Genomic DNA, 23,736 nt, shown 5'->3' on the forward strand with positions numbered 1-23,736 from the left:
AAATCAAGAAACCCCTCCCAAATGAATGGAAGGAGTTCTCTTATACACAAAAAATAAAATCTTTGCTCGTTTACAAATTCAACATCTTCCCATCGATGAACTGGTTTTGCAAAATTTGAAGTCCGAGGATATGATTGACCAAAGCGTCCTTCCGCACAAGCGAAACAGGGTCTTTGTCGTTTTGATACTCGGTAATGAACCGTTTGAGACGCCCTGTATCAAAGATCCCTGCATGACGCAAAGCATCTTCATTCAAGTATTCCTCGATCAACTCATTGAGCGCATTCTTTTTCTTTTCTTCGGTATGTGCAGGTGGTGACATGAAGGCAAATTTTTCTCGCTCGTACAACACGGTCGGCAAAATATCCTTCATGGCTTCACGCAGTACCCACTTCTCTGTATTTCCCTTGATGCGATAGTGTGGTGGTATCTCACGCGCCATCTCAGCCACATGATGATCTAAAAACGCCGGACGTGACTCCATAGAATTGGCCATATCTACCCTGTCACCTCCCCAGTTGAGAATCTGACATTCGAGCATGGTTTTGCTCCATGTGTATTGTGCCTTGTCCAGCACATGACGGTTGTTGAGCTGATTGGTGTCAAAACTCTGTGCAATGGTCGCTACCGGATCATAATCCTTGAGCTCCTCAATCAAATCATTGTGCAAGAGCGGACGTGCAATTTCCAAGGTATTCATCCATGGCTGAATCCATGAAGGTGTAAATCCACAAATCTCTTCCATCACAGGGTGTGAAACATGCTCCTCCGAGAGTATCGCCCCTTTGAACAGCGAATTGGTTTTCTCCATCAGTTCGCGGTAGCTATCTACCTCGTCCTGCGTATGCCCTGACCCTTCGATGTTTTGATAGCCATACTTGAGCATGTCCCGCTTGAGCTGTGGGTATCCACCAAACAATTCATCAGATCCCTCGCCCGTCACGACCACACGGTAGCCACACTCGTTGACCTTTTTACTCATCTGCCATTTCGCCACTCCTAGGGTATTGTAGAACGTACGTTCGGAGTGGTACGCCGTCTTGCGGTAATTCTCCCCATATAGATCAGCCGCTGAGAGATTGATCTGTTCCTGATCTGCTCCGACACGATCTGCCATTTCTTTGGCGATGTGAGCTTCGTCATAGTCTTTGTTGTCAAAACTAATCGTAAATGCCTGCACAGGAGACTGCTGCATCGATGACGCCAAACCGAGCATCGAACAACTGTCTATCCCTCCAGACAAATAACACCCCACGGGCACATCTGCCTCCAACCTGTGCTCTACTGCCTCGACGAGTTCTTCTTGTACACGCTGGATGTGGTACTCCGCTGACTTACCCATGTCACGATCTTGTTCTTCTGGGAAGTCCATATCCCAGTATTTGTGATCTTTGACTTCTAGGTTACCTCCTTTGCGCTCGATGATCAGCATATGTCCCGGACGCAGCGCGTGGATATCTTTGTAAGCCGTAGTACCTGGCACCATGGTCTGCATCAATTGATGCAATACTGCTTCACTGTCAAAGGCACGTGGCACCTCTGGGTGCACCATCAGTGATTTGATCTCCGACCCCCAAAACACATTGTTGTTTTGAATGTGATAGAAAAGTGGCTTGACCCCAAAACGATCACGCACCAAGACAAGGCGCTCTTCGTCCTCATCGTACATCGCAATGGCAAACTCACCGCGCAAGTGACTTACAAAATCCAATCCATATTTCTTGTACAGCGGCAAAGCTATCTCACTGTCACTCTTGGTCGTGAACTCAAAACCTTCGAGTCTCAAGTTGGTACGAATACGTTTGTAGTCGTAGAACTCCCCATTGACGGTCAAGACGTGCTTGTTTTCGTTGGCAAACAAAGGCTGTCGCCCTGTCTCCAAGTCAATGATGGACAGGCGTGCATGCCCCATTGCCAAGCCCTTTGGCTCATCAAGGTGATAGCCATAGCCATCTGGACCTCTGTGATAGAGCATTTGGGTCATTTTTTCTAAATTCTGCTGGGCAGATGATTCTAAAGCACCGGCTTTCCAATATCCTGTTATTCCACACATATTACGCTGTAGGTATTTTGTCTTTTGGGAGTTTATTAAATCGATTGAGTACGGAGATAAACAAGGCCTGCCTGATAAAGACCGCTCCGTGTGCCTGAGTAAAGTATAGGTTGTGATGGGTATCGTCCAATATCGGGTCCAACTCGTCGAGCCGTGCCAAAGGATGAAGTACCACCGCATCTTCTTTCAATTTCGTGTTTTCGTCTAGTTTGAATCGACTATCCAGTGACTTGTAGCTATCCCCCAAAAAGGCAATAGAATTCATATAGATCACATCGAGATCCTCGACTACTTCGTTGATATCATTGGTAATGTGAATTTTGATCCCCGAGGCTTCTGCTTTGACATTCAGTTCTTCGCCGAGAGGATCAGCCATCTCTGAGATGATAGAGATCTGCTTGATGTCGTCTTTGAAAAGGAGCGACATGCGCAAAAAGCTATTGACTGCACGCATACTCCCTGGCGTACCTAGAATCCCAAGGTGGATTTTCTCTTCCGGTTTCAGAACGCCCTTGAGTTGAGGTTTCCACTTGAGGATCGCAAACCAATCGGCCAGCGACTGTGTGGGATGCTCTCCCGAACCATTGCCAGCATTGATGAGTGGGACACGTAGGTTGGGCATGATTTCTTCGATCGCTGAGGTCTCGGTATGTCGCATGACCACACAATCCCCATATGCATTGAACATCTCTCCGATATCGAGCAATGACTCGCCCTTGGCCTGACCTGTACTCTTGCCATCCGAGATACTGATGATCTTGCCATCCAATCTCAATACTGCACTCTCAAAAGACAGCCTCGTCCGTGTACTTGCTTCGAAAAAGGCTGTCACGATAATTTTCCCATCAAGGGGGTGAGATTTTGCAATTTCCGTGCTCTCAAGTAGTGCCGCAAACTTGCAGATCTCCAAGACCAGTTCTTTGTCAAACTGATTTACGGAAAGGATACTCTGCCCCGTGAGTCGCTTCAATACCTCTATATTGATCGGGTCTTCTTGGAGTAGTTTTTCGGGATCGGGATTAAGACCGTCCGATGCTAAGGGGTTTTTGTCCAGTGCATTTTTTCCTGGATCAAACTTATCACTTACCATAGTTGTTTGGATTTAATATCTCTAATCAATAGCCATACTAATGCTATCACTGTCACGGTGATTCCTAGCAAAGAAGTCCCAATCAATACACTTAAAAATAGTTCAGAAAAGTTCATGGTATAGGCTTTATTCTTGAGATTTAGATTCGTTGAGTGTGTTCCATTCGAAATCGTCTGGAAACAAATAGGTACAGACCAGTACCGTCACCATAGACACAGCTGCTCCAATCAATGAGGCGGTGTACCAGCCCAATTGAAAATAAGCCACTAGGCCGATACTACTACCCAGTATCATTCCGAGCATCGCTCCTTTGGCGTTGGCTTTGCGCCAAAATAGACCCGTCACGATGGGCCAAATCGTACTCCCCACCATAGGCCCTGCAAAAAACAACACCGTAGCAAGCGTACCAATGCGTGGCATACAAAACGCCCATGCCAGAACCCCCAAGCCAATAATGATTCCTGCCGAAACTTTTCTCAGCAGCTTTTCACCAGCTTTCGGATTAATCATCTTGCGGTAAATATCTTCGGTAATAAGATCAGAGGTAGCCGCCAATAAACTGTCAATACTGGATGCGAGCGAACAAAAGAATACAGCAAATACAATCACCGCACCTGCTTGCCCCAGCACATGAGACGCCACCAACGGCCCCACCATATCCGGACTAGTGATATTGACACCCAGCGAACCACTCGTCAAAGCGATAAATCCTGCCGCAATCGGCACAGGAAACCAAAACAGACCCGATAACAAATAAGCCTTTTTTCCAATTTTTTCGCGCATAGCAAAGGCTCGACTCCACCACACGTTGCTGTGAAACACTTCCCCCAGCCCAAAAAGCAGGTTGTTAAATACGGACATGATCGCTGCAGGCATGAGTGCATTCAATAGCATGGGCTTTTCATCCAATACATTGATATATATGTGACCAAAATCAACCTGTGTCAATACACCAACACCCACGACCACTATACCAATCAAAATAATCAGAGATTGAATAAAATCCGTCCCGATCACAGCATACAAACCACCAAACAAGGTATAAACAACGCATACACCAAGGATCACTGTCATTCCCAGTTCGTACGGAATACCTGCGATGGCATTCATCAGGATCCCTCCCGCCATGCCCATACTCACCAGCCATGTAAAACCATAAAAGATACTGATAACTAGAAAGACATACCAGGTAAACTTGCCATATCGTAGACGGATAAAATCCCCACTCGTGTAGCCCGTCGGCATCAGTGCTTTGATTCGATTCGCTAAAGGCGCAAAAAGAAATAACCCAAAGGAAGCAGTGGAATAGGCAATCATACCCCATATCCCAAGCTGCAGCGCAAACTGTGGCGCGAGCATCGTGGTATTGGATGTGACCCATGTCGCCATGGCCGTGGCAGCACCAAAAGCCAACCCCACATTGCGTCCAGCGAGCATGAACCCATCCATGTTTTTGGCCTTCTTGCCCCAGTAGACACCTAAAAATATCCACAGTGCACTGAGTACGGCCAGTAGTATCCATCCCGTCTCAGGCGAAATAATAAAAGATTGATGATTCATGACGTAGAGGGTGTTGAGCGTGAACCTTTGATGATAACAACTGACGTCAGGCTAAATACAAGCAAGCCCAAGCCTGACAAAGTCAACGCTAGATTTAGCGACTGATGTTGCACTTGTACTTGCAACACATTCGACCACTCGCCCTCATTGGCTTTGACTCGGTAGTAATACTGCCCGTCCAAGAGACCAGAAACAAAACTCGCCTTGTCAGGTCCACGGTAGATGACTTTGGTTTCCTCAAACAGAGAGTCTTTGGCCTGCTCCAGCCAAAAGAACTCTGCCTCACCTGACCAATCGAGCTGTATGTACCCACTCGGTGCTACCTGTAGGGATTCCCCTACGAACTCTACTTCTTGCGCTTGGACCACACTCATCGCCCAACAGTAGATTCCCAGGGCCAGGGATAATTTTGAGACCATTATTTTTCAATTTCTTTGTCCTCTTCTTTTTTTACTTCGGGTGTTTCCTCAGGAGGTTCATCCACTATGTTGCCAAACTCATCTACATAGGCAATCATTTCGTTGAGCGTACCCCCTCCATTTTCTCTTTCCTCTAGTTTCAGCCTTTTCTCTTCCTTCTTCTTTCTTTTTTTCTCCGCTTTCTGTCTTTTGACAAATGCATTAAAGTTCTTCTTTCCCATCTCTCTCCTGTTTTAGTCCATGTATTTCGCTTCCATTCTCTACTGGCATATCCTGCGCAGGAAACGATTCTACGCACGATAGGGTCAGACATCTTAGCGATTGAATTAAAACACCAATTCCTTTTCTACAGCATAGAATGGGCATAGCAAATCCTCCTTTTTCTGAAACAGAAAAAGTGAACACACTATCCCTAGCAAGTTTTTGTTAAAAAGAAATTGATAATTGGAAGTAGGGAATCCGTCGGGTGACACACACACTGGTAGCCCCAGTTGGTTCATGACCAGATATGATCTGGTGCATTCGTGTAGCTCGACCCTGTCGATGACGGAGATATGTACTTTAAAACCTTCGATAAATATGTGGTGTCCCCATAGGCTCTGATCCAGCAGTAGCCATATGATTAACTCATCTTCTAAGATATTTAATGACAATACGAAGTTAGAATATATGTCCTACACCACAAATTATAAGCGAACTAATCTATATGTATGCCCATGCAAGGCTAATCTCATTTACATATTATACAACAATAGTACCCACCGGTAGAGGTGAAGTAAACAAAACCTGATAGATTGATGACTAATCTATCGTCATAGACAAGACTATCCCCCCTTCTGATCCTAACTAAAAAGAACCGTTTAATAAAGTGCAGTACTAATAAGAAAGTTAATGGAGTCAATGACTAACTATCTAATGGTAGAGCGTACTCTTTACACTACCAAATCGCCGAGTCGTTCACAGTCTTCCAAACTCAGCGGCTTTCGCGCTATACTATGAATCTCCTCGTTGATCAGTAACTTTTCTAATCTAGCAATCTGGTCTTCATAAGTCAAAACAACAATCTTAACGTCCTCTTTATCAAAATGATTGAGCATGGCATATTCATGCAAAAACACTTGCCCTTCGATCACTGGAATATGAACATCGAATAGGATGAGTTTTGGAAGTGTACAACCTGAACTCTTCAAATAATCAATAGCTGCCTTTCCACTCGTCACTACTGCTACATTCTCTGCCAACTGAGACTCAATAATCGCCAGCTTATGCGCATAATTGTCAGTTGCATTGTTATCTATCAACAGTGCATTCTTGCATCTATATTCTCTCATCTACTATTCTTTGACTCTAATTCTCTCCCCTACAGAAAGTGCAAAATTATCCTTTTGATTGATCCTCAACAAGTCCTGAATCGGAATGTTATATTTTTTGGATATCCCATAGAGCGTTTCGCCTGGTTCAACGACATGAAAATCCACCTCCTTAGGTTTCATCTCAAATGCGCGCCCTTCTCCGTGTATGATCAGTGTTTGCCCTAGACTCAGGCCGACATCATAGAGATCATTCCATTCTTTGATATCCTCTACCGACACCCCATACTTCTTGGAGAGTGAGTACAAGGTTTCTCCCTTTGTGACCTCATGAGTGAAATAATTTCTATCCTCGGTTTTTTTCTCTTTTCTAGGAGCTTCAGCAACTGGGGTTGGTTCTTTGTCTGGCTCAGGCTCTCCTACTTCCATAAAAGTCGGCAACTCTTCAGGAGCTTCTACTTTTTCTTCCTTTACCTCATCCACGGCATCTTCTTCTAGAGGTGTCGGTTCTTGCTCATCTACCTCTTCTTCCTGGATCGCTTTCTCTATGATTTCTTGTTCCTTCTTCTCTGCTAGTTTTTCAGCCTTTTTCTCCTCACGGATCAGTTCCTTTACTGGAATCGTCTCATCTACTGGTGCAGTAGATAGTTCGCGAATCTCTACAGGTTGATCCTTTGGTCGTCTATTTCTAAGCCACATCACACGACCTGCTTTGATAGGGTCTATGGTCATCATTCGATTCATACGAGCCAGTCGCTTTTCTTTGATCCCGAACTTTTGTGAAATCTCCCACATCGTCTCACCTGGCAGTGCAGTATAGTAATAGGTCCGCCCTCGATTACGCTTTGCCCTCAGGTAGTACACTTCTCCTTCTTGTATCGCCTCCCCAACAGTGATATCGTTGTACTTGGCCAAACGCTCAGGGTGTAAAGCTGCCTTTTCTGACAAAGACTGCACATCATCTCCTGGCTGTGCCAATATAGTCGGCAGCCCATTGATCTTAATGAAGATATTTTTCTGCGTATTCAGACCTGCACTGAGTGATGGGATCACTACGGGTGCAGCTGTGCCCCCTGTATCTGATTTTTCGCTTTTCTGTACATGATGTTTTTCTACCCCACCATTGATTTTATCAATAGACTTTAACTTACCCGTCACTGGTACAACTACGGTATAAGTTTTATCATCTGGAATTTTACTGGTTTTCAACCATTTGTTATACTGTTTAAGTTCCGTCTCGCTGACTTTGAGTTCGTCTGCAATCTTACTCAACGTTTTTCCACCACCTCGCTCATAGACGAGTAGTTTCATCCCCTGACTATGCCCTCTCTTCATCGCTTCCTCAAAAGCGATTTTGTGCGCTAAACAACGCTTCACGTACCAATGTGTCTTTCGATCTATTGTCATTCGGGTCGCTCCGAACTGTTTCTCATCGACATACTTCGCTGCACCACCACGCCCAGTCATGTGGGCGAGCAGTGTATATATCCAATTGTTGAAATAGAAATTGTGACGTTTGAAATACTTGGCTGCACCAATAGTAGAAGAAACAATATTCAATCGCTCGTCAACATTCCTATCAATGCGCAACCCTACCTCTCTACCTGTAAAATCCTTAAACTGCCAGAACCCCACTGCGTTGGCAGAGGACACTGCATCTGAAATCAATGCACTTTCCTGTACGGAGAGAAATTTAAAATCATCTGGCACGTTCTGCTCTTTAAGCGTCTTCTCTATCACAGGAAAGTATAGCCGAGCACGATCTGCCTTCAATTCAAAATATTTTTCACTCCGAGTGAGCATATCTACGTCTTCTTGAATTTCCTTTCGTGCACCTTCGGTGATCTTGAGTTTCATTCCGGCAAACTCCATCGTCGTGGGGACTTTGGGCTGATATGGCTCTTCGGCTCGGAGACCGGAACACAAAAAGAGGACTAAACAGGTGAAAAAGTATCTCATAAAACTCGTAGGATCATTAGTCCATCTCGGACTGGCATAAGTACATTTTCGACCCGATCGTCTTGATGTACATTTTGATTGAAAGCCAATAGGGCTTTGGTGTCTTTGTCCGTTGATTTCTCGTCCACTACTTTGCCACTCCAGAGGACATTGTCTGCGATGATAAACCCTCCCTGTCGCATCTTTGGCAGCACTAGGTCAAAATAAGCTTGGTAGTTAGACTTGTCGGCATCTATAAAAATTAGATCAAATACCTCGTCTATCGTCGGGATTATTTCCAGTGCATTGCCTACATGAAAATCAATCTGATCATCATAACTCGACTCGGACAAGTAGCCACGTACACGCTCCTCTAGTTCTTCATTCACATCCAGCGTAACCAACCGACCGTCGGGAGCCAACCCCTCAGCCAAACATAGCGCTGAGTATCCAGTGTATGTGCCTATCTCTAGTACTACTTTTGGTCGTATCATGTGCGAAAACATAGACAGTACCCTGCCTTGCATGTGCCCAGAGAGCATTCTAGGTCGCATTACATAGAGATGTGTTTCTCGGTCTATCTTCTCTAGAAGTGAACTAGCAGCTTGACTATGTTGCTCTGCGTATCGCTGTATTTCGTTTGCTAAAAAATCCAAATGGTTTCGATCAATAAATTGTGACAATTCTAGTCCATATCCCGCCAATTAGCAACTTACTTTTCATGATTCACATGAAGCAAAATCAAGCTTTTTAAAATAGAATAAAGGCTTATTTTTGCGCAAACAGCACAACAACCCCATGATCAAACACATCGCCATTGCAGGGAATATAGGAGCAGGCAAAACTACGCTGACCAAAATGCTTGCCAAACATTATGGATGGGAAATCCAACTCGAAGAAGTCGACAACAACCCCTATCTAGCAGATTTTTACAAAGACATGTCCCGTTGGGCATTTCATCTCCAGATATTCTTCCTAAATAGTCGGTTCAAACAGGTACAAGAGATTGCACAAATCCAAGCGCCCGTCATCCAAGACCGCACGATCTACGAAGACGCCTATATTTTTGCAAAAAGCCTCTATGACCAAGGCTACTTTGTGCAGCGCGACTATGACAACTACCTTTCCATTTTTGAATCCATGATCCAATATGTAGAGGCTCCTGACCTCCTGATCTATCTCAAATCTGACCTGGATAATCTGGTAAGAAACATAGAAAACCGAGGCAGAGACTATGAAAAAACAATCCGAATCGACTACCTACAAGAGCTCAAAACCCACTATGATACATGGATACAAAACTATGACAAAGGCAAACTGCTCATCATAGATGTCAATACGATCAATTTCGTAAAAAATCCCGAAGACTTCTCATCTATCGTATCCAAGATAGATCGTGAACTATTTGGCTTATTTAGCTAATCAATGAGTCTAAATAGAGATTATGTAAAGTCTCCCTACTATATGTAAATTACATTAACACATAACATGACCAAATCAATGAAAACCCTATTTATCTGGCTGGTATTACTAGTGAGTACGCTAGCATGCCAGCAACAAGACGTTCCACAGTCCACCTCCGAAGACGATTTTGAATATAGCACGGAGCAATTTGCAGACCTTAAAATCTACCGCTACCGCATCCCAAACTTTGATGAACTGAAGTTAAACCAGAAAAAACTCGTCTACTATCTGGCACAAGCTGGACTAAGTGGTCGTGACATTATCTACGACCAAAACTATCGTCATAATCTCACCATCAGGAAAGCCCTTGAAAATATAGTATCCAACTATACTGGAGACCGTAGTGATGCGAATTGGGCTCAACTAATGGAGTACACCAAGCGTGTTTGGTTCTCTAATGGGATACATCACCATTATTCGATGGCGAAGATTATTCCTGAATTCTCTCCCGAATATTTCGATACGTTGTTACATGCTACCAACCAAGAACTATCTAATGAGGTTCTTGATGCTATTTTTGACCCTTCGGTGGACAACAAAAAAGTAAATCTAGATGAAAGCAAAGGACTGCTATTAGGCTCTGCCACTAACTTTTATGATCCTGATGTGACAGCCGATGAAGTAGAACAATACTACAGCCAGATCATCAACAAAAACACAGACCAGCCTCTCTCCTATGGACTAAACGCTAAGCTCGTCAAAAACGAAGACGGACAGTTAGAAGAAATAGTATGGAAATCTAACGGTCTCTACGGTACCGCCATCGATCAAATCATATACTGGCTAGACAAAGCCACCACTGTAGCAGAAAACGATGCGCAGAAAAAAGCATTAGAACTCCTCATCAGCTACTACCAAACGGGGGATCTCAAAATATGGGACGACTATAATGTCGCATGGACTAGCGCGACGGAGGGAGACATTGACTACATCAACAGTTTCATAGAAGTATACAATGACCCACTAGGATACAGGGGTTCTTTCGAGTCTATCGTGCAAATCAAAGATTTCGAAGCATCGGACCGCATGCAAGTACTCTCCGACAATGCGCAATGGTTCGAAGACAACTCTCCCATCATGGACGAGCATAAAAAAAGCAATGTCGTAGGAGTCAGTTACAAGGTCGTCAATGTTGCCAGCGAATCTGGTGATGCTTCGCCTTCTACTCCCATCGGTGTAAACCTACCCAATGCCAACTGGATTAGAAGCCAACACGGCTCTAAATCCGTTAGTCTTGGCAATATCATAGATGCCTACAAAAAAGGCAGCAGCGGTGGCATGACCGAGGAATTCACCTTCTCCAAAGAAGAAGCGGCAAGAGCAGAAAAGTATGGCGTATTAGGAGACAAAATGCATACCGCCCTTCATGAAGTGATCGGACACGCATCAGGTCAAATCAACCCAGGTGTAGGTACGCCTAAAGAGACACTCAAAAACTATGCTTCTACCCTAGAAGAAGGAAGAGCAGATTTGGTCGGCTTGTATTTCATCATGGATCCAAAACTCGTAGAGCTAGGGCTAATCCCTAGCCAAGAAGTAGGTATGGAAGAATACGACAGCTACATTCGAAATGGTATGCTTGCCCAACTGAGAAGAATCGAACCAGGTGAGTCCATCGAAGAAGCCCATATGAGAAACCGCGCCTGGGTATCAAACTGGTCTTACGAACAAGGTCTAACAGACAATGTCATTGAAAAAGTAATGCGTGATAACAAAACCTATTATGTTATCCATGATTATGAAAAGCTCAGAGAGATATTTGGGCAACTACTCCGCGAGACACAGCGCATCAAATCCGAAGGGGATTACCAAGCCGCTAAAGACTTGGTAGAAAACTACGGGGTAAAAGTAGACCCTGTGATACACTCAGAAATACTAGCTCGAACCGAAAAATTGGACATAGCACCCTACGGTGGGTTTATCAATCCGCTGCTCGTACCCAACGCCGATTCGGATGGCAACATCACAGATATCACAATCGAATATCCAGAAGACTTTACAGAGCAGATGCTCTACTACGCCAAGAAGTACTCCTTCTTGTAACTAAAAAGGGCTGTCATGTAAATGACAGCCCTTTTCAATTTCTATTCAATCAACAGCTATTTCAAATCTGGCTGAGGAGTCATTCTCAAATACGGTTTTACTTCTTTATATCCTTTAGGAAACAAAGCAGGAATATCCTCTGTCTTCACTGCTGGTACTACGACACAGTCATCACCAGCCTTCCAGTTGGCTGGAGTGGCCACTTTATGATAGGCAGTCAACTGCAATGAGTCGATAACTCTCAGGAGTTCTTCGAAGTTTCTACCCGTAGAAGCTGGGTAAGTAATCATCAGCTTCACCTTCTTGCTCGGGTCGATGATAAACACCGATCTCACGGTCAATTTATCATTTGCATTCGGGTGAATCATGTCGTACAGTTCAGACACCTTTCTGTCCTCATCCGCGATAATAGGAAAGTTCACTGTCGTGTTTTGCGTCTCATTGATATCCTTGATCCATCCATGATGAGACTCCACTCCGTCTACACTTAAAGCAACTACTTTGACATTCCTTTTATCAAATTCAGCCTTGTAATTGGCTACTGCACCGAGTTCGGTCGTACATACAGGTGTGTAGTCAGCAGGGTGAGAGAATAGTACGCCCCAGCTATCGCCGAGCCATTCATGAAAATTGATTTCTCCTTCCGAAGATTGTGCCGTGAAATTTGGAGCTTCATCTCCAAGTCTTATTGTGCTCATGATATATTATGATTAAAATGGTTTAAACAATGTTATTGAATTTCTGATCGGATTCCATTTAACTGAAATCGTATTTCATCAAAAGTTTCAGGGTACTAAGAAGATTCTACGATAGAATCAACAACCACTCAGACAGCAACCATTTCGCGATGCTGTAGAGTATAGATAGGAAAAGAAATAAGTCATCTTCATCTGTATTTTCTTTTGTTACTTCTACCAACGAAGGTTAGCTATTTAGGTTTACTAAAAACACCCCTTCTATTCTCAATTCAGTGTCGACTTTCTCAATACGAGAAAAAACAAACTACTACTCAGGCGACAAAGAAGTAATTGATTAAAAATCATCAACCTATCTAAGCTAGAAAAGCCGCAAACATTCGAAACGAAACAATCTAATAATCAATAAAATACTGCCACTCAAACACATGAGATATAAAACTAGGTTTATCGGAGGTTCCTGCAAGAGCAGGCATGGTATAAAATTGGCTCACAACGATACAGACCTTTACTAAACACCATAAATCATTAGAAAGAATAGATTATAAATCCGCATGTCAAAACCCCAATTAATTCAAACCATCTTAGGCTGCCTATTAGCCATCATTATACTTTCATCCTGTCAAGACGTTCCCAATACCACGGTAGAAATTCAGTTTCAGCCCAACAATACAAGTCCTCATTATGAAGCTGTACAGATCGACCCCTCAGCGCTATTAGTCAAATCGATGGACGACCAAACGTGGCACCCCATCTCACAATCTTCCCCTGGTCACTATACAGCAATAAAACTAGAAAAAGGAGTAGAATCACTCTCTGGAGAAATTGTAATTCTCCATAAAAAACCAAAACACATTAAACTTATACTAGGCCATGAAAACACATTACTGTTAGATGATCAGGTCATCCCATTAGAAACCGTGCATGGTAATGAAGCACGAATCAAACTACAACTCTATACCGATTCAGAAGGAGAGATTAATTATAAACTGGTACTCGTATTCGATCACTATAAGCAAAACAACCCGCGTGAAGTCAATACATTTTCGGATATGTATTTGGCATCATAATCAACTAAACAAAAATAAACATTAATTCACCTGCCCGAGCCCTGCCAGCGTCATACTGGTAGGGCTTATTTTGTATAACCCAAGGTTGATTTGTCATTTATGCGATAAAACAGTTCATTCAGTTCAAAATTTAATATTGTGATAACAAATAAACACCTACATTTGTTTTCCCATCTGTAACACCCAGTTATACATTCAAAACATATCTATTTAAGCATATTATCAATTTGTATGTTAAGGAAAATACTAGCCGCAGGGTTAATTTCTGTCGTATTTGGGTCAATCATATTTTTATTCTGGCAACAGGAGTTGCAGTATGTACTCCCTACCCCTATCCCTACTGACTATACTGTGGTGCCTGTCAATCAACTACTGGATATAACCGACCAAAATATCGCTCCTCAGAGCAAACCTCGGCTCTATCATTTTTTCAAACCAGGATGCCCTTGTTCTCGCTTCAATGTCAAACATTTCAACTCCCTAAGAAAAACCTATCAGGATCAAATTGATTTCATTGTGGTAGTTCCTGAGGGAAGTGACTACTTCTCCTCAATAGAATATTTTGACGAAGGGCTACAAATCACAGAAGACAAAGGACTACTACTCGCTCATGAGTTCGGTGTATATGCTACACCCCAAGCTGTGATCGTCTCTACAGATCAAAAACTATACTACCGTGGCAACTACAACAAAGCCAGATACTGTACTGATCCAGGGAGCAACTTTGCTCAGATGGCACTAGACTCACTACTTGCTAACCGACACCCTCCAGAATTCGGACTATTGTCCACGGTATCCTATGGATGTGGGCTGTCGGATGACAACTTTAAATTATGGAAACTTTCACTTTAACCTCTTATGAATAAATCAAAACAACTAACCAAGAAGCAGGCAAATCAAATCCTACAGCCTTATCATATCAAAGCTGACAAATACATGACTCGTGTATTACTTGGTCACGCAGCTTTTGCGCTGGTAATAGCTCCATTCTATGACACTTGGATATTAGCTATCGCTGTGAGCGGTCTAGTAACAGCTGCATGGTTTGGTACTCGAGCATTGCTACCTGAGAGCAGTACCAACCGTTATTTGGCCAGTTCCATTCTGGGTGTATATGTAGCCCTATTTATATACCAAATGCATGGGTTATTTGAAATGCACTTTTTTGCTTTTATCAGTGCCGCTATCTTGATCATTTATCAAGATTGGAAAGTGCAAATTCCGTTGATTGGCTTTATCGCTTTGCACCATGGATCTTTTGCCTATGCACAGTTTTCTGGTGTACCAGACGTATATTTTACACAATTACAGTACATGGATTTACAGACATTCATATTCCATATACTACTAGCAGCTACAGTCGTTACGATTTGCGGAAAATGGAGTCATTCGTTTAGAATCAACACCTTAAATGACGCGATCACTAAACTTCAACTACGTGCATCCAACAAAAAAATGGCTGAAATGAACAAGGCACTGGGTAGAGCCCGTGCTGAACTCAAAGAAAAAAACGAGGAACTCAATATCAGCAATGAAGAGCTAAACCAAAGAAACGAAGAGCTCATCGAGACTACCAACAAGCAAATAGAAATCAACGCCAAACTCACCAACATAGATTGGAAGTTGTTTTAAAATTCTATTGACTCATAGGGCCAAGCAGCCCACTCATGTCCCTATGAGTCATTCCCTATTTTATGAGCAAACCGCACTACTCACCCATATCTCTTGGGCAAATCTGCATACCCTAAAGTATGTAGATTAAGTTCGGTCATACCCTATACCAATCAGACAGAGAGCAAAACAGGTGCAACGTTGTATGTAATATTATTTCTGTAAATAGATTTTTTTGGTAACTTGAACTTATTAATCAAATCTAAACTTCAACCATGAACTTTTTTCACCTAGGAATCAAGGATGACATCACTCCCTATATGAAAGGGAAAGTCAAGTTATCCAATCAAGTATCTATTATGTGTGCATTCATAGGCTTCTTCTATGCCTTCTTTATTTATGCACACTATGAAGCACTGGTCATTTACCCTGCTATGCTGTTTGTTATTTCCATCTCTTTATTGGCCTTAAATCATTTTGGTATGGTTCAAACCTCACGGTTTTTGGCCTCTTTTCAAATGCTAATCATGGCCTCTTTGTTTCATGCATCAATCATACAAAGTAGCGATTCATTTTTGATTCCATTCTTTTGCTCGATGCTCGCGATGACCCTTATCCCGTGGGTGCTGTATGGAATGGAAGAAAAAGTAATGTTAATCATCTCGCTAACGATATGCTACGGTCTACTATTGAGCCAAGGCTACCTCAATCAAATTCTTGAGATACCTGTAGATGTGGCTTTCTTTAGAGAAAGCTACCTCAACATCATGACCTACGCATTTGCTATTGCTATCGCTGTAGTGTTGTTGATCATGATGAAACTAGACGATAGTGAACGGTACAAACTGAAAGAAGTAGAATAAAGTATCGAGTAACCAAAAAAGGCTTTCGTGTCAGTTAACCTATATGGGCTGACATGAAAGCTTTTTTTTGGCTAACACTATCTCACATAAACCACAGTCACCCAGTATGAAATATCTATTGTGCATTATTGGATTGATATTATCTCACAATGGGACAACCCAAAACCTACCGTATGCCAAAAACATCATACAAACACTAGCCTCTGAAGAGTTTAAAGGACGCGGCTATGTAGATCATGGAGACCAAAATGCTGCTGACTATATCCAGTCACAGTTTCAATCCATAGGTCTAGTTCCTTTTGGGAAAAGCTACAGTCAACCCTTCACTACTCCCGTCAACACCTTTCCTTCAGCCATGTTCCTCTCGATCAATGGTGAAGCAAAGCAACCTGGTATAGACTTCCTCATTGATGCTGGCTCTCCGGGCATAAAAGGAGCTTTTGAGACCGTATCTATGGAGATTGATGACTTCATCCATCGAGAAAAACTCTCTACTATACTCAATAATTCCACAGGGAAATTCCTTATCATCCCAGATTACAACCCTAAAGACTACAACCCAGAGGAGCAAAAATCCATTCGTGAAGTCATCGATTTCATCAAGTACCACCCAGAAAACCCTGCCTCAGGGTCTATCAGCCTCACGACTAACAAACTCACATGGAGTGCTTCCACTGCTGTCTACGCAAAACCATCACTAATACTGAAAATAGACAGTACCACTAGCAACATCCATACTGTCAAAATAAACATCAAAAACAAGTTCATCTCCCGCTACCCAACCCAAAATGTAGTAAGTCATATCAAAGGACAGCATCCCGATTCGCTCGTCCTACTCACTGCGCATTATGACCACCTCGGTATGATGGGCAGTGAAACGATCTTCCCCGGAGCAAATGACAATGCGAGCGGTATCGCAATGCTCCTAAGCCTTGCTAAACACTACAAAGAAAATACTCCCAAATACACAACTGTTTTCATCGCTTTTGGTGGAGAGGAATTAGGATTATTAGGATCAAAACACTTTGTAGAGCATCCAATGTTCGAACTCTCCCAGATCAAATTCCTAATCAATTTTGACATCTCAGGCACTGGCGATGATGGTATACAAGTGGTCAATGGGTCTATCTACCCAGATGAATTTGATCGATTGCGAGACATCAACGAAAAAGAAGCCTTGCTCCACCAAGTCAAAATTCGCGGAGAAGCCTGTAACAGTGACCACTGCTTCTTTCATCAACAGAACGTGCCCAGTTTTTTTATCTATACGCTTGGTGGCATACAAGCATATCATGACATCTATGATCGATCTGAAACGTTACCTATGACCGCTTTCGAGGATTACTTTCAACTAATGACAGTATTTATCGATGGATTATAAAGAAGGAAATAGCAAAGTCTTATTTCGGATTATTACGTTAATATTACCTCGAGATACAGTTGTATCTGGATGCAGAAACGCCTGTATCTAAACCAAATCAAACAATGGGAAAATCACAAGACGCCAAAAAGAGCGTAAAAAAAGAGGCTACTAAAACACCAAAAGAAAAGAAGGCCGAAAAACGATTGAAAAAATCCAAGAATAGTTAACAAGCTAACTACAACATCAAAGAAAAGGGAGACTTTATAAAGCCTCCCTTTTCTTTGATCTAGTACTTCGCCATCTCAGGGTCAATCTGCTCAGCCCACGACAGGATACCTCCCTGTAGGTTGTAGAGATTACCATAGCCTTTGGCCTTGAGTGTGCGCAAGACATCCGCACTGCGATTGCCACTACGACAGTAGAGCACTACGTCCTGGTCCTTTTGGATTTGATCCAGTTGAGCCTCGATCTGGTTTTGTGGGATCAACGTGCCGCCGATATTGGCGATATCAAACTCATACGGCTCACGCACATCGATGAGTTGAAATGCTTTGTTCGTGTCTTTCCATTCCTTGAGCTGTACTGCTGTAATCTCACGCACGGGTTCTTCTTGCTCCTCGTGTCCTGAACCACAGAAGAACTCATAGTCGATCAGTTCCGTCACGGGAGCAGTATTCGGGTTTTTCCGGATCTTCATCGTCCGCGTCTCAAAAGACAACGTGTCGAACAAAAACAAACGCCCGCTAAGCGGCTCCCCTATTCCCGTGATCACTTTGATTACTTCATTGGCCTGCATGGTACCAATCATCCCTGGCAAGACACCCATCACACCGCCTTCGGCACAGCTCGGCACAAGCCCCGGAGGAGGTGGTGAAGGAAAGAGGTCTCGGTAGTGTGGTCCCCGCACACCGGTTTTGTCCACATAGTTGAACACTGACAGTTGTCCATCGAAGCGAAAGATCGAAGCATAAACGTTCACTTTGTCAAGAATCACGCAAGCGTCGTTGACCAAATACCTCGTCGCAAAATTGTCCGTACCGTCTGCGATCACATCATAATCCTTGAATATCTCCAGTGCATTGTCTGAGGTCAATGCCGTATCATGTACTGTAAATTCGATGAAGGGATTGAGTTTCTCAAGCCGTGTCTTAGCAGTGGCAGCTTTGGACTGCCCTACATCCTCGACCGTAAACAACACCTGACGTTGTAGATTCGAATCATCCACCACGTCAAAGTCCACGATCCCGATGTGTCCTACTCCCGCAGCAGCCAGATACAACAACACTGGACTACCCAAGCCACCACTGCCCACGACGAGCACCTTAGCCTCTTTGAGTTTGCGCTGTCCCTCGATGTTGAACTCCGGGATGATCAGATGGCGACTGTATCGCTCTAGTTCCGCTTTCGAAAATGTAGTCGACATATCTAGTTTGCTCCTCCTGCTATGGCTGGAATGATGCTGATTACCGTATCTGCCTCGATGGCCGTCTTTTCATTGTCCAACGACTCGATATCGTCTTCTCCTTTGTAGATTCTGATGAAACGCTTGATTTGTCCCTGTGCATCAAATATTTGCTTCTTCAAATCCGGAAACTGTGTCACCAGATCCTCAATCGCAGACAGGATGTTGTCTCCTGCCACGGCGATAGTCGCCTGATTGTCTGCAAATTTCCTTAGGGGTGTCGGTATGATTATTTCTGCCATGTTGTTATTCGTTCGTAATGATTTCCTCCTCAAACTCGTTTTGCTCATTGAGCTGCCAAGACCGTGTGTTTTGTACCACGGTCTCCGAGACAGAGGCGATGATGTATGAAAAGAAAGGCAAAGCCTGCGCCAGATCATGCACTGAAGGCTCAGCAGGATGCTTGGGGTGTGAGTGATACACTCCCAGCAATTCCTGTTTGCTTTCAATAGCATATTTTTCGGCAGCCATGTAGTCCTTTGGGTCTACTTCAAACCTTCTTCGTTGATCCCCCACTTTGGAATTTTCCAATGGGGTGTATTCTGTCACTTTTTTGGCTTCACCAGCCGACTCTCCAAAGAAAAAGCCTACGCATTCGTTGGGAAAATCTGCCAGGGCATGCCTGTGCATAGAAGCCAATATTTCGTGATCGACTATGACTTTTTTACTCATCAGAATAGTGATTTGATGATTTCGCTGTATTTCTCCGCATTGTCAGGGAAAAGTGTCACGATGACTCCCTCCTCGATCTCATTGGCTAGATCGATTGCCCCTTTGAGGTTCGCTGCAGAAGATGGACTCAGTAGAATCCCCTCCTTTTTAGCCGTCTCTTTGAGCATATCATAAGCATCATAGGTATCCACGTGCTTGATTGCATCGACCAGTGAAGTATCATAAATACCCGGCACCTTGGCCGTCTCCATGTCCTTCCATCCCTCCAATCCGTGCAATGCACCATCCGGTTGCAATCCGATCGTTTGGATGCTAGGGTCGCGTTCCTTGAGGTACTTGCTGATCCCAGTAAACGAGCCCGTAGTACCGAGTCCTGTCATGAAGTGCGTGATGCTATCTCCCAACTCCTCAAATATCTCAGGTCCTGTCCCTTCGTAGTGGGCTTTCCAGTTGTTCTCGTTGTTGTATTGATTGGCGAGAAAGTACTTGTCCGGCTCGTTATTGTACATCTCGTGCGCCTTGGCCTCCGACTCATCGGACGAACCAAACTTCGATGTATAGACGATGTTGACACCCAAGCCTTTGAGCAACTTCTTGCGTTCCCATGATGCATTCTCAGGGAGGCAAATCGTCACAGGAATCCCCAGCCGTGCACATATCGTCGCATATGCCAAGCCCGTGTTCCCACTGGAAGCATCTAGTAGCGTTTTGCCTGTACCGAGTTCACCACTCTCCAGCGCCGCTTTGATGATTTGGTAAGCGGGTCTGGTCTTGACACTCCCGCCAAACTGCATCCATTCCATTTTGGCATAGATCTTCACCTTTGGCTTAGGAGACAAATGCTGAATTTCGTACAGGGGTGTATTGCCGACATACTTGCCCAGCGTTGTGATACTTTTAAATACTTCTGATTCTTGATTGATCACCATTGTTTTAGTTTATTTCAACAAAAAAGCCTTTCCTCGAAAGGGAAAGGCTTTTAAATATTTTGATCTCTGACGAGCGTTTATTTAAATCTATACTTTCCCACAAATCACATTATGAAACGCAACAACAGCAATCTGCCATCCTCATCGCTTTCTTGAATGTGTCCATGGTACTGATTTTATTCACTTTCTTTTGTATTAAAAAGGGTTCAACGCAATGTTCCGCTATTCGATCAAAAATTGCTAGTTTTTTCGTTAGAAATTTTGGTCGAGAATCAAGAGTTAGATTCAAGAACTGATTCACTTAGCGCACAATCGTTTCGTGAGCACACGAAACAGAGCGGTAAACTTTCTCACTTTTAATTCCCCTCTCTAAGCTCTCGCTAATACGCGACTAGAAATCTCATCGCCGATCGCCAGCGACGAAGTAGCTGCGGGTGATGGTGCATTGCAGACATTGACGAAGTGCTCGTCTTCGAGAATCTGAAAATCATCCAACAGCCCTCCGTTTCGATCGCAGGCTTGCGCACGGACACCTGCCCCGCCTACTTCCAGATCAGACTCTTGGATCTCTGGGATGAGCTTTTGTAGCGCCTTGGTAAAAGCCGTCTTGGAGAACGAACGATACATCTCACCAAACCCTGTCCGCCAGTACTTGGCAGCTACTTTTTGAAAACCTGGCCATGCCAGTGTCTCTGCCAGTTCGGCTAGATTGATATCCGACTTCTTGTAGCCCTCCCTCTGAAAAGCCAAAACGGCATTGGGACCTGCCTCTACCCCTCCGTTGATCATTCGCGTAAAGTGCACACCTAGGAACGGGAAGTTCGGATCAGGCACCGGATAAATCAAATTCTTGACCAGATGCTGACTTTCCTTCTTGAGTTGGTAGTACTCGCCCCGAAAAGGCACGATCTTTAGATCGGGCTTGAGAGGCGTCATCTTGGCTACCTTGTCCGAGTACAAGCCGGCACAGTTCACGACCAACTTGCCTTCGAAATCTCCCTTGTCTGTCACGATGGTTTGTACCTGTGGTGCAGCATTGATTTTGACTACCTTGTGATTGTAGTGTATTTCTGCGCCTGCTGCGAGTAGTTTTTCCTCTAGCTTCTTACATACAGCCGTATAATCGATGATCCCAGTCTGAGGGACGTAGATCCCTTTGACACCATTGACGTGCGGCTCGTATTCTTTGAGTTGATCCTGGTCCAACCACAGCATGTTCGTCAGGCCGTTTTGTTCGCCACGCTCGTGTAGTGTAGTCAGGTACGGCACCTCAGCCTCGTCGGTAGCCACGACAATCTTGCCACACAGATCGTACTTAATTTCTTCTTTTTGACAAAAGTCCAAAAGCAAATGGTAGCCCTTGATACAATTGGTAGCTTTCAAGCTCCCTGGCTTGTAGTACAAGCCCGAATGGATCACACCACTGTTGTTGCCCGTCTGGTGCTTGGCTGGGCCTGACTCCTTTTCCAAAATAGCAATAGAGGTATTGGGAGCCTTTTCGAGGATCTTCCAAGCGCTAGCCAATCCTACGATTCCTCCGCCGATGACGATGACATCTTTCATGTGTGGTCTGATAATGTGTGATAAACTGAGGCTCGAAATTGAGCAAAGAATCAACGAAATGCAAGTATGATGCCTCCAGAACTACTCGATCTATAAGGGCACTAAAGATTACTACCCCAGAATCTGAGCTGTGTGTTCTTTGGTTTTGACTTTTCCGATGATCTCGGAGATGACACCTTGCTCGTCGATGACGAAAGTCGTACGAAATGTCCCCATGTATTTGCGACCGTACATCTGCTTCTCGCCCCAAGTACCAAATAAATCATGAACCACCTTGTCCGTATCTGCCAATAGATCGAAAGGCAACTCATGCTTATCGATGAATTTCTGATGAGACTTTTCGCTATCCGAGCTCACGCCTAATACTTCGTATCCTTTGGCCATAAGGTCTTGGTAGTTGTCCCGGAGGTTACACGATTGCGTGGTACATCCTGGTGTATTGTCTTTGGGATAGAAATAGAGTACTAACTTTTTGCCTGCATAGTCTGACAACTTAATCGTTTCGCCTTTTTGATTTACTCCTTCGAACGCCGGCGCAGCGTCTCCTACTTTCAATTCTGTCATATTAGTATCCTCTTGATATAATCACTGCTAACTCATCCGCATCTACCAGTTTGATCTTGTTGGACTGGATATCAATGAGCCCCTCAGTTTTGAAATCCGACAAAGTACGGATCACAGACTCGGGGGACGTTCCCACAATATTAGATAAATCCTCACGGGAGATCGCAAAAGATTCAGTTTCATTGCCATACTTTTTCTTAACCGACAGGAGTGCCTCTGCGACACGCTGACGAACAGAATTGTAGGCTAGATGAAGCATCTTTTCCTCCATCTCTAGAATGTTCTTAGAGAGGATTTTGATAAAACTACTGGCTACTGCTCTGTCCTTGTAGATGAGCTGCAAAAAGTCGTCCTTAGGAATAAAATATGCTTCGACGGGCTCAGTAGCCATAGCTCCTTCGCTGTGATCAGACTGGGTGATGAGGTCGTTAAATCCCAAGAACTCCTCTGCACCATATAACCCTGTGATTAATTCCTTACCATCAGAGTTGGTCTTGTAGGTTTTAACTTTACCTGACTTGATATAGATCAGATAATTTGGATAATCCCCTTGATGATAGAGGTTCATTTTTTTCTTATACTCTCGTAGCTTTTTCTCGTGTGAGAGTGCTTTGAGGCTGCTGATTTCTTTGGCATCATGAAAGAAGTCATCTAAACCCGACACACTGGTTTCATAGTCCTTTTGCATCTGGCGGGTACGATTGATCCGTGCCTCTACCGCATCGAGCAGCTCCACATCGTCATAGGGTTTAGTCAGATAGTCGTCCGCGCCTAGGTTCATTCCCTTGCGCATATCAGACTTCTCAGCTTTGGCTGTTAAAAAGATAAACGGAATGTGTGAGGTCTCAGGATTTCTCATCACAATGTGTAGCACACCATATCCATCTAATCCTGGCATCATGATATCACAGATGATCAGATCAACGGTATTGTTTTCTCTGAGCATGGTGACCCCCTGTTTACCATCAGCTGCGGTGAGAACTTCATATCCTGCGAGTTCTAGAATCTCTGCGGTGTTTTCCCGTACACTGTCATTGTCTTCGATGAGTAAAATTCTTTGCATAGTG

The 23,736-nt window shown here is 43.8% G+C and carries 24 protein-coding genes; 7 read left to right on the forward strand and 17 right to left on the reverse strand.

The features are described 5' to 3' along the window. Positions 1-70: 70 nt before the first annotated feature. From asnB to BUB99_RS00410, 9 genes are all read right to left on the reverse strand, one after another. Positions 71-2,053: an asparagine synthase (glutamine-hydrolyzing) gene (gene asnB, locus BUB99_RS00370; RefSeq protein ID WP_073118394.1), complete on the reverse strand. Its 1,983-nt coding sequence runs from the start codon at positions 2,051-2,053 to the stop codon at positions 71-73. A gap of 1 nt (position 2,054) precedes the next feature. Next, positions 2,055-3,143, reverse strand: coding sequence for an aspartate/ornithine carbamoyltransferase family protein (locus tag BUB99_RS00375; RefSeq protein WP_073118396.1), 1,089 nt, complete (start codon positions 3,141-3,143; stop codon positions 2,055-2,057). Between the two features lie 126 nt (positions 3,144-3,269). Further along, on the reverse strand, positions 3,270-4,703 hold the full coding sequence (locus BUB99_RS00380) for a sodium:solute symporter family protein (RefSeq protein ID WP_073118398.1): 1,434 nt from the start codon (positions 4,701-4,703) through the stop codon (positions 3,270-3,272). Beyond that, positions 4,700-5,077 carry a hypothetical protein gene (locus tag BUB99_RS00385; protein ID WP_139280832.1) on the reverse strand — a complete coding sequence of 126 codons (378 nt, stop codon included), beginning with the start codon at positions 5,075-5,077 and terminating at the stop codon, positions 4,700-4,702. The genes BUB99_RS00380 and BUB99_RS00385 overlap by 4 nt, the downstream gene beginning before the upstream one ends. A gap of 44 nt (positions 5,078-5,121) precedes the next feature. Beyond that, the gene (locus BUB99_RS00390) at positions 5,122-5,343 is read right to left on the reverse strand and encodes a hypothetical protein (protein ID WP_073118402.1); all 222 of its coding nucleotides are present in this window, start codon (positions 5,341-5,343) and stop codon (positions 5,122-5,124) included. A gap of 105 nt (positions 5,344-5,448) precedes the next feature. Next, positions 5,449-5,775, reverse strand: coding sequence for a hypothetical protein (locus BUB99_RS00395; protein WP_073118404.1), 327 nt, complete (start codon positions 5,773-5,775; stop codon positions 5,449-5,451). 279 nt (positions 5,776-6,054) lie between these two features. After that, the gene (locus BUB99_RS00400; RefSeq protein ID WP_073118406.1) at positions 6,055-6,453 is read right to left on the reverse strand and encodes a response regulator; all 399 of its coding nucleotides are present in this window, start codon (positions 6,451-6,453) and stop codon (positions 6,055-6,057) included. 3 nt (positions 6,454-6,456) lie between these two features. Then, positions 6,457-8,304, reverse strand: a complete 1,848-nt coding sequence (locus BUB99_RS00405) for a LysM peptidoglycan-binding domain-containing protein (RefSeq protein ID WP_170863695.1) — start codon at positions 8,302-8,304, stop codon at positions 6,457-6,459. A gap of 83 nt (positions 8,305-8,387) precedes the next feature. Next, positions 8,388-9,026, reverse strand: coding sequence for an O-methyltransferase (locus BUB99_RS00410; RefSeq protein WP_073120479.1), 639 nt, complete (start codon positions 9,024-9,026; stop codon positions 8,388-8,390). 142 nt (positions 9,027-9,168) lie between these two features. Here BUB99_RS00410 and BUB99_RS00415 point away from each other — a divergent pair, with 142 nt between their 5' ends. After that, positions 9,169-9,792: a deoxynucleoside kinase gene (locus tag BUB99_RS00415; protein WP_073118410.1), complete on the forward strand. Its 624-nt coding sequence runs from the start codon at positions 9,169-9,171 to the stop codon at positions 9,790-9,792. A 78-nt stretch (positions 9,793-9,870) separates the two neighbouring features. Continuing rightward, positions 9,871-11,877: a dipeptidyl-peptidase 3 family protein gene (locus tag BUB99_RS00420; protein WP_073118411.1), complete on the forward strand. Its 2,007-nt coding sequence runs from the start codon at positions 9,871-9,873 to the stop codon at positions 11,875-11,877. Positions 11,878-11,933: 56 nt separating this feature from the next. Here BUB99_RS00420 and BUB99_RS00425 read toward each other — a convergent pair whose 3' ends face one another. Beyond that, positions 11,934-12,575 (reverse strand): peroxiredoxin, encoded by a 642-nt coding sequence (locus BUB99_RS00425; protein ID WP_073118413.1) that lies wholly within the window; start codon positions 12,573-12,575, stop codon positions 11,934-11,936. Between the two features lie 551 nt (positions 12,576-13,126). Here BUB99_RS00425 and BUB99_RS00430 point away from each other — a divergent pair. The 5 genes from BUB99_RS00430 (at position 13,127) to BUB99_RS00450 (ending at position 17,497) form a co-directional block, all read left to right on the forward strand. Continuing rightward, positions 13,127-13,642 (forward strand): hypothetical protein, encoded by a 516-nt coding sequence (locus BUB99_RS00430; protein ID WP_073118415.1) that lies wholly within the window; start codon positions 13,127-13,129, stop codon positions 13,640-13,642. 231 nt (positions 13,643-13,873) lie between these two features. Further along, complete coding sequence (locus BUB99_RS00435; protein ID WP_073118417.1) at positions 13,874-14,494, forward strand: DUF6436 domain-containing protein; 621 nt, start codon at positions 13,874-13,876, stop codon at positions 14,492-14,494. Positions 14,495-14,500: 6 nt separating this feature from the next. Beyond that, positions 14,501-15,274 carry a hypothetical protein gene (locus tag BUB99_RS00440; protein WP_073118419.1) on the forward strand — a complete coding sequence of 258 codons (774 nt, stop codon included), beginning with the start codon at positions 14,501-14,503 and terminating at the stop codon, positions 15,272-15,274. Between the two features lie 254 nt (positions 15,275-15,528). Further along, the gene (locus BUB99_RS00445) at positions 15,529-16,116 is read left to right on the forward strand and encodes a hypothetical protein (protein WP_073118420.1); all 588 of its coding nucleotides are present in this window, start codon (positions 15,529-15,531) and stop codon (positions 16,114-16,116) included. A 106-nt stretch (positions 16,117-16,222) separates the two neighbouring features. After that, positions 16,223-17,497: a M28 family metallopeptidase gene (locus BUB99_RS00450; RefSeq protein ID WP_073118422.1), complete on the forward strand. Its 1,275-nt coding sequence runs from the start codon at positions 16,223-16,225 to the stop codon at positions 17,495-17,497. A 268-nt stretch (positions 17,498-17,765) separates the two neighbouring features. Here the strand turns inward: BUB99_RS00450 and moeB are convergent, their stop codons facing one another. From moeB to BUB99_RS00485, 7 genes are all read right to left on the reverse strand, one after another. Then, the gene (gene moeB, locus BUB99_RS00455) at positions 17,766-18,902 is read right to left on the reverse strand and encodes a molybdopterin-synthase adenylyltransferase MoeB (RefSeq protein ID WP_073118424.1); all 1,137 of its coding nucleotides are present in this window, start codon (positions 18,900-18,902) and stop codon (positions 17,766-17,768) included. A gap of 2 nt (positions 18,903-18,904) precedes the next feature. Continuing rightward, positions 18,905-19,183 carry a MoaD/ThiS family protein gene (locus tag BUB99_RS00460; RefSeq protein WP_073118426.1) on the reverse strand — a complete coding sequence of 93 codons (279 nt, stop codon included), beginning with the start codon at positions 19,181-19,183 and terminating at the stop codon, positions 18,905-18,907. A gap of 4 nt (positions 19,184-19,187) precedes the next feature. Next, positions 19,188-19,613 carry a M67 family metallopeptidase gene (locus tag BUB99_RS00465; protein ID WP_073118428.1) on the reverse strand — a complete coding sequence of 142 codons (426 nt, stop codon included), beginning with the start codon at positions 19,611-19,613 and terminating at the stop codon, positions 19,188-19,190. After that, positions 19,613-20,542, reverse strand: a complete 930-nt coding sequence (locus tag BUB99_RS00470) for a PLP-dependent cysteine synthase family protein (RefSeq protein ID WP_073118430.1) — start codon at positions 20,540-20,542, stop codon at positions 19,613-19,615. The genes BUB99_RS00465 and BUB99_RS00470 overlap by 1 nt, the downstream gene beginning before the upstream one ends. A gap of 369 nt (positions 20,543-20,911) precedes the next feature. Beyond that, positions 20,912-22,105 carry an L-2-hydroxyglutarate oxidase gene (gene lhgO, locus BUB99_RS00475; RefSeq protein ID WP_073118432.1) on the reverse strand — a complete coding sequence of 398 codons (1,194 nt, stop codon included), beginning with the start codon at positions 22,103-22,105 and terminating at the stop codon, positions 20,912-20,914. A 111-nt stretch (positions 22,106-22,216) separates the two neighbouring features. Beyond that, entirely contained in the window at positions 22,217-22,669 is a 453-nt protein-coding gene (gene bcp / locus BUB99_RS00480; protein ID WP_073118434.1) for a thioredoxin-dependent thiol peroxidase, read from the reverse strand. A gap of 1 nt (position 22,670) precedes the next feature. Then, on the reverse strand, positions 22,671-23,732 hold the full coding sequence (locus tag BUB99_RS00485; RefSeq protein ID WP_073118436.1) for a response regulator: 1,062 nt from the start codon (positions 23,730-23,732) through the stop codon (positions 22,671-22,673). Positions 23,733-23,736 lie beyond the last annotated feature (4 nt).

This window comes from Reichenbachiella agariperforans, assembly GCF_900142205.1.
Classification (GTDB): domain Bacteria; phylum Bacteroidota; class Bacteroidia; order Cytophagales; family Cyclobacteriaceae; genus Reichenbachiella; species Reichenbachiella agariperforans.

What these genes read in the sequence shown, in the direction of transcription:
- BUB99_RS00440 (WP_073118419.1), top strand. Translation starts at nt 14,501, where the DNA reads ATGAATAAATCAAAACAACTAACCAAGAAGCAGGCAAATCAAATCCTA.
- BUB99_RS00445 (WP_073118420.1), top strand. Translation starts at nt 15,529, where the DNA reads ATGAACTTTTTTCACCTAGGAATCAAGGATGACATCACTCCCTATATG.
- BUB99_RS00375 (WP_073118396.1), bottom strand. Translation starts at nt 3,143, where the DNA reads ATGGTAAGTGATAAGTTTGATCCAGGAAAAAATGCACTGGACAAAAAC.
- moeB (WP_073118424.1), bottom strand. Translation starts at nt 18,902, where the DNA reads ATGTCGACTACATTTTCGAAAGCGGAACTAGAGCGATACAGTCGCCAT.
- BUB99_RS00400 (WP_073118406.1), bottom strand. Translation starts at nt 6,453, where the DNA reads ATGAGAGAATATAGATGCAAGAATGCACTGTTGATAGATAACAATGCA.
- asnB (WP_073118394.1), bottom strand. Translation starts at nt 2,053, where the DNA reads ATGTGTGGAATAACAGGATATTGGAAAGCCGGTGCTTTAGAATCATCT.
- lhgO (WP_073118432.1), bottom strand. Translation starts at nt 22,105, where the DNA reads ATGAAAGATGTCATCGTCATCGGCGGAGGAATCGTAGGATTGGCTAGC.
- BUB99_RS00460 (WP_073118426.1), bottom strand. Translation starts at nt 19,183, where the DNA reads ATGGCAGAAATAATCATACCGACACCCCTAAGGAAATTTGCAGACAAT.
- BUB99_RS00430 (WP_073118415.1), top strand. Translation starts at nt 13,127, where the DNA reads ATGTCAAAACCCCAATTAATTCAAACCATCTTAGGCTGCCTATTAGCC.
- BUB99_RS00385 (WP_139280832.1), bottom strand. Translation starts at nt 5,077, where the DNA reads ATGAGTGTGGTCCAAGCGCAAGAAGTAGAGTTCGTAGGGGAATCCCTA.
- bcp (WP_073118434.1), bottom strand. Translation starts at nt 22,669, where the DNA reads ATGACAGAATTGAAAGTAGGAGACGCTGCGCCGGCGTTCGAAGGAGTA.
- BUB99_RS00380 (WP_073118398.1), bottom strand. Translation starts at nt 4,703, where the DNA reads ATGAATCATCAATCTTTTATTATTTCGCCTGAGACGGGATGGATACTA.
- BUB99_RS00405 (WP_170863695.1), bottom strand. Translation starts at nt 8,304, where the DNA reads ATGGAGTTTGCCGGAATGAAACTCAAGATCACCGAAGGTGCACGAAAG.
- BUB99_RS00425 (WP_073118413.1), bottom strand. Translation starts at nt 12,575, where the DNA reads ATGAGCACAATAAGACTTGGAGATGAAGCTCCAAATTTCACGGCACAA.
- BUB99_RS00465 (WP_073118428.1), bottom strand. Translation starts at nt 19,613, where the DNA reads ATGAGTAAAAAAGTCATAGTCGATCACGAAATATTGGCTTCTATGCAC.
- BUB99_RS00470 (WP_073118430.1), bottom strand. Translation starts at nt 20,542, where the DNA reads ATGGTGATCAATCAAGAATCAGAAGTATTTAAAAGTATCACAACGCTG.
- BUB99_RS00390 (WP_073118402.1), bottom strand. Translation starts at nt 5,343, where the DNA reads ATGGGAAAGAAGAACTTTAATGCATTTGTCAAAAGACAGAAAGCGGAG.
- BUB99_RS00435 (WP_073118417.1), top strand. Translation starts at nt 13,874, where the DNA reads ATGTTAAGGAAAATACTAGCCGCAGGGTTAATTTCTGTCGTATTTGGG.
- BUB99_RS00485 (WP_073118436.1), bottom strand. Translation starts at nt 23,732, where the DNA reads ATGCAAAGAATTTTACTCATCGAAGACAATGACAGTGTACGGGAAAAC.
- BUB99_RS00415 (WP_073118410.1), top strand. Translation starts at nt 9,169, where the DNA reads ATGATCAAACACATCGCCATTGCAGGGAATATAGGAGCAGGCAAAACT.
- BUB99_RS00420 (WP_073118411.1), top strand. Translation starts at nt 9,871, where the DNA reads ATGAAAACCCTATTTATCTGGCTGGTATTACTAGTGAGTACGCTAGCA.
- BUB99_RS00450 (WP_073118422.1), top strand. Translation starts at nt 16,223, where the DNA reads ATGAAATATCTATTGTGCATTATTGGATTGATATTATCTCACAATGGG.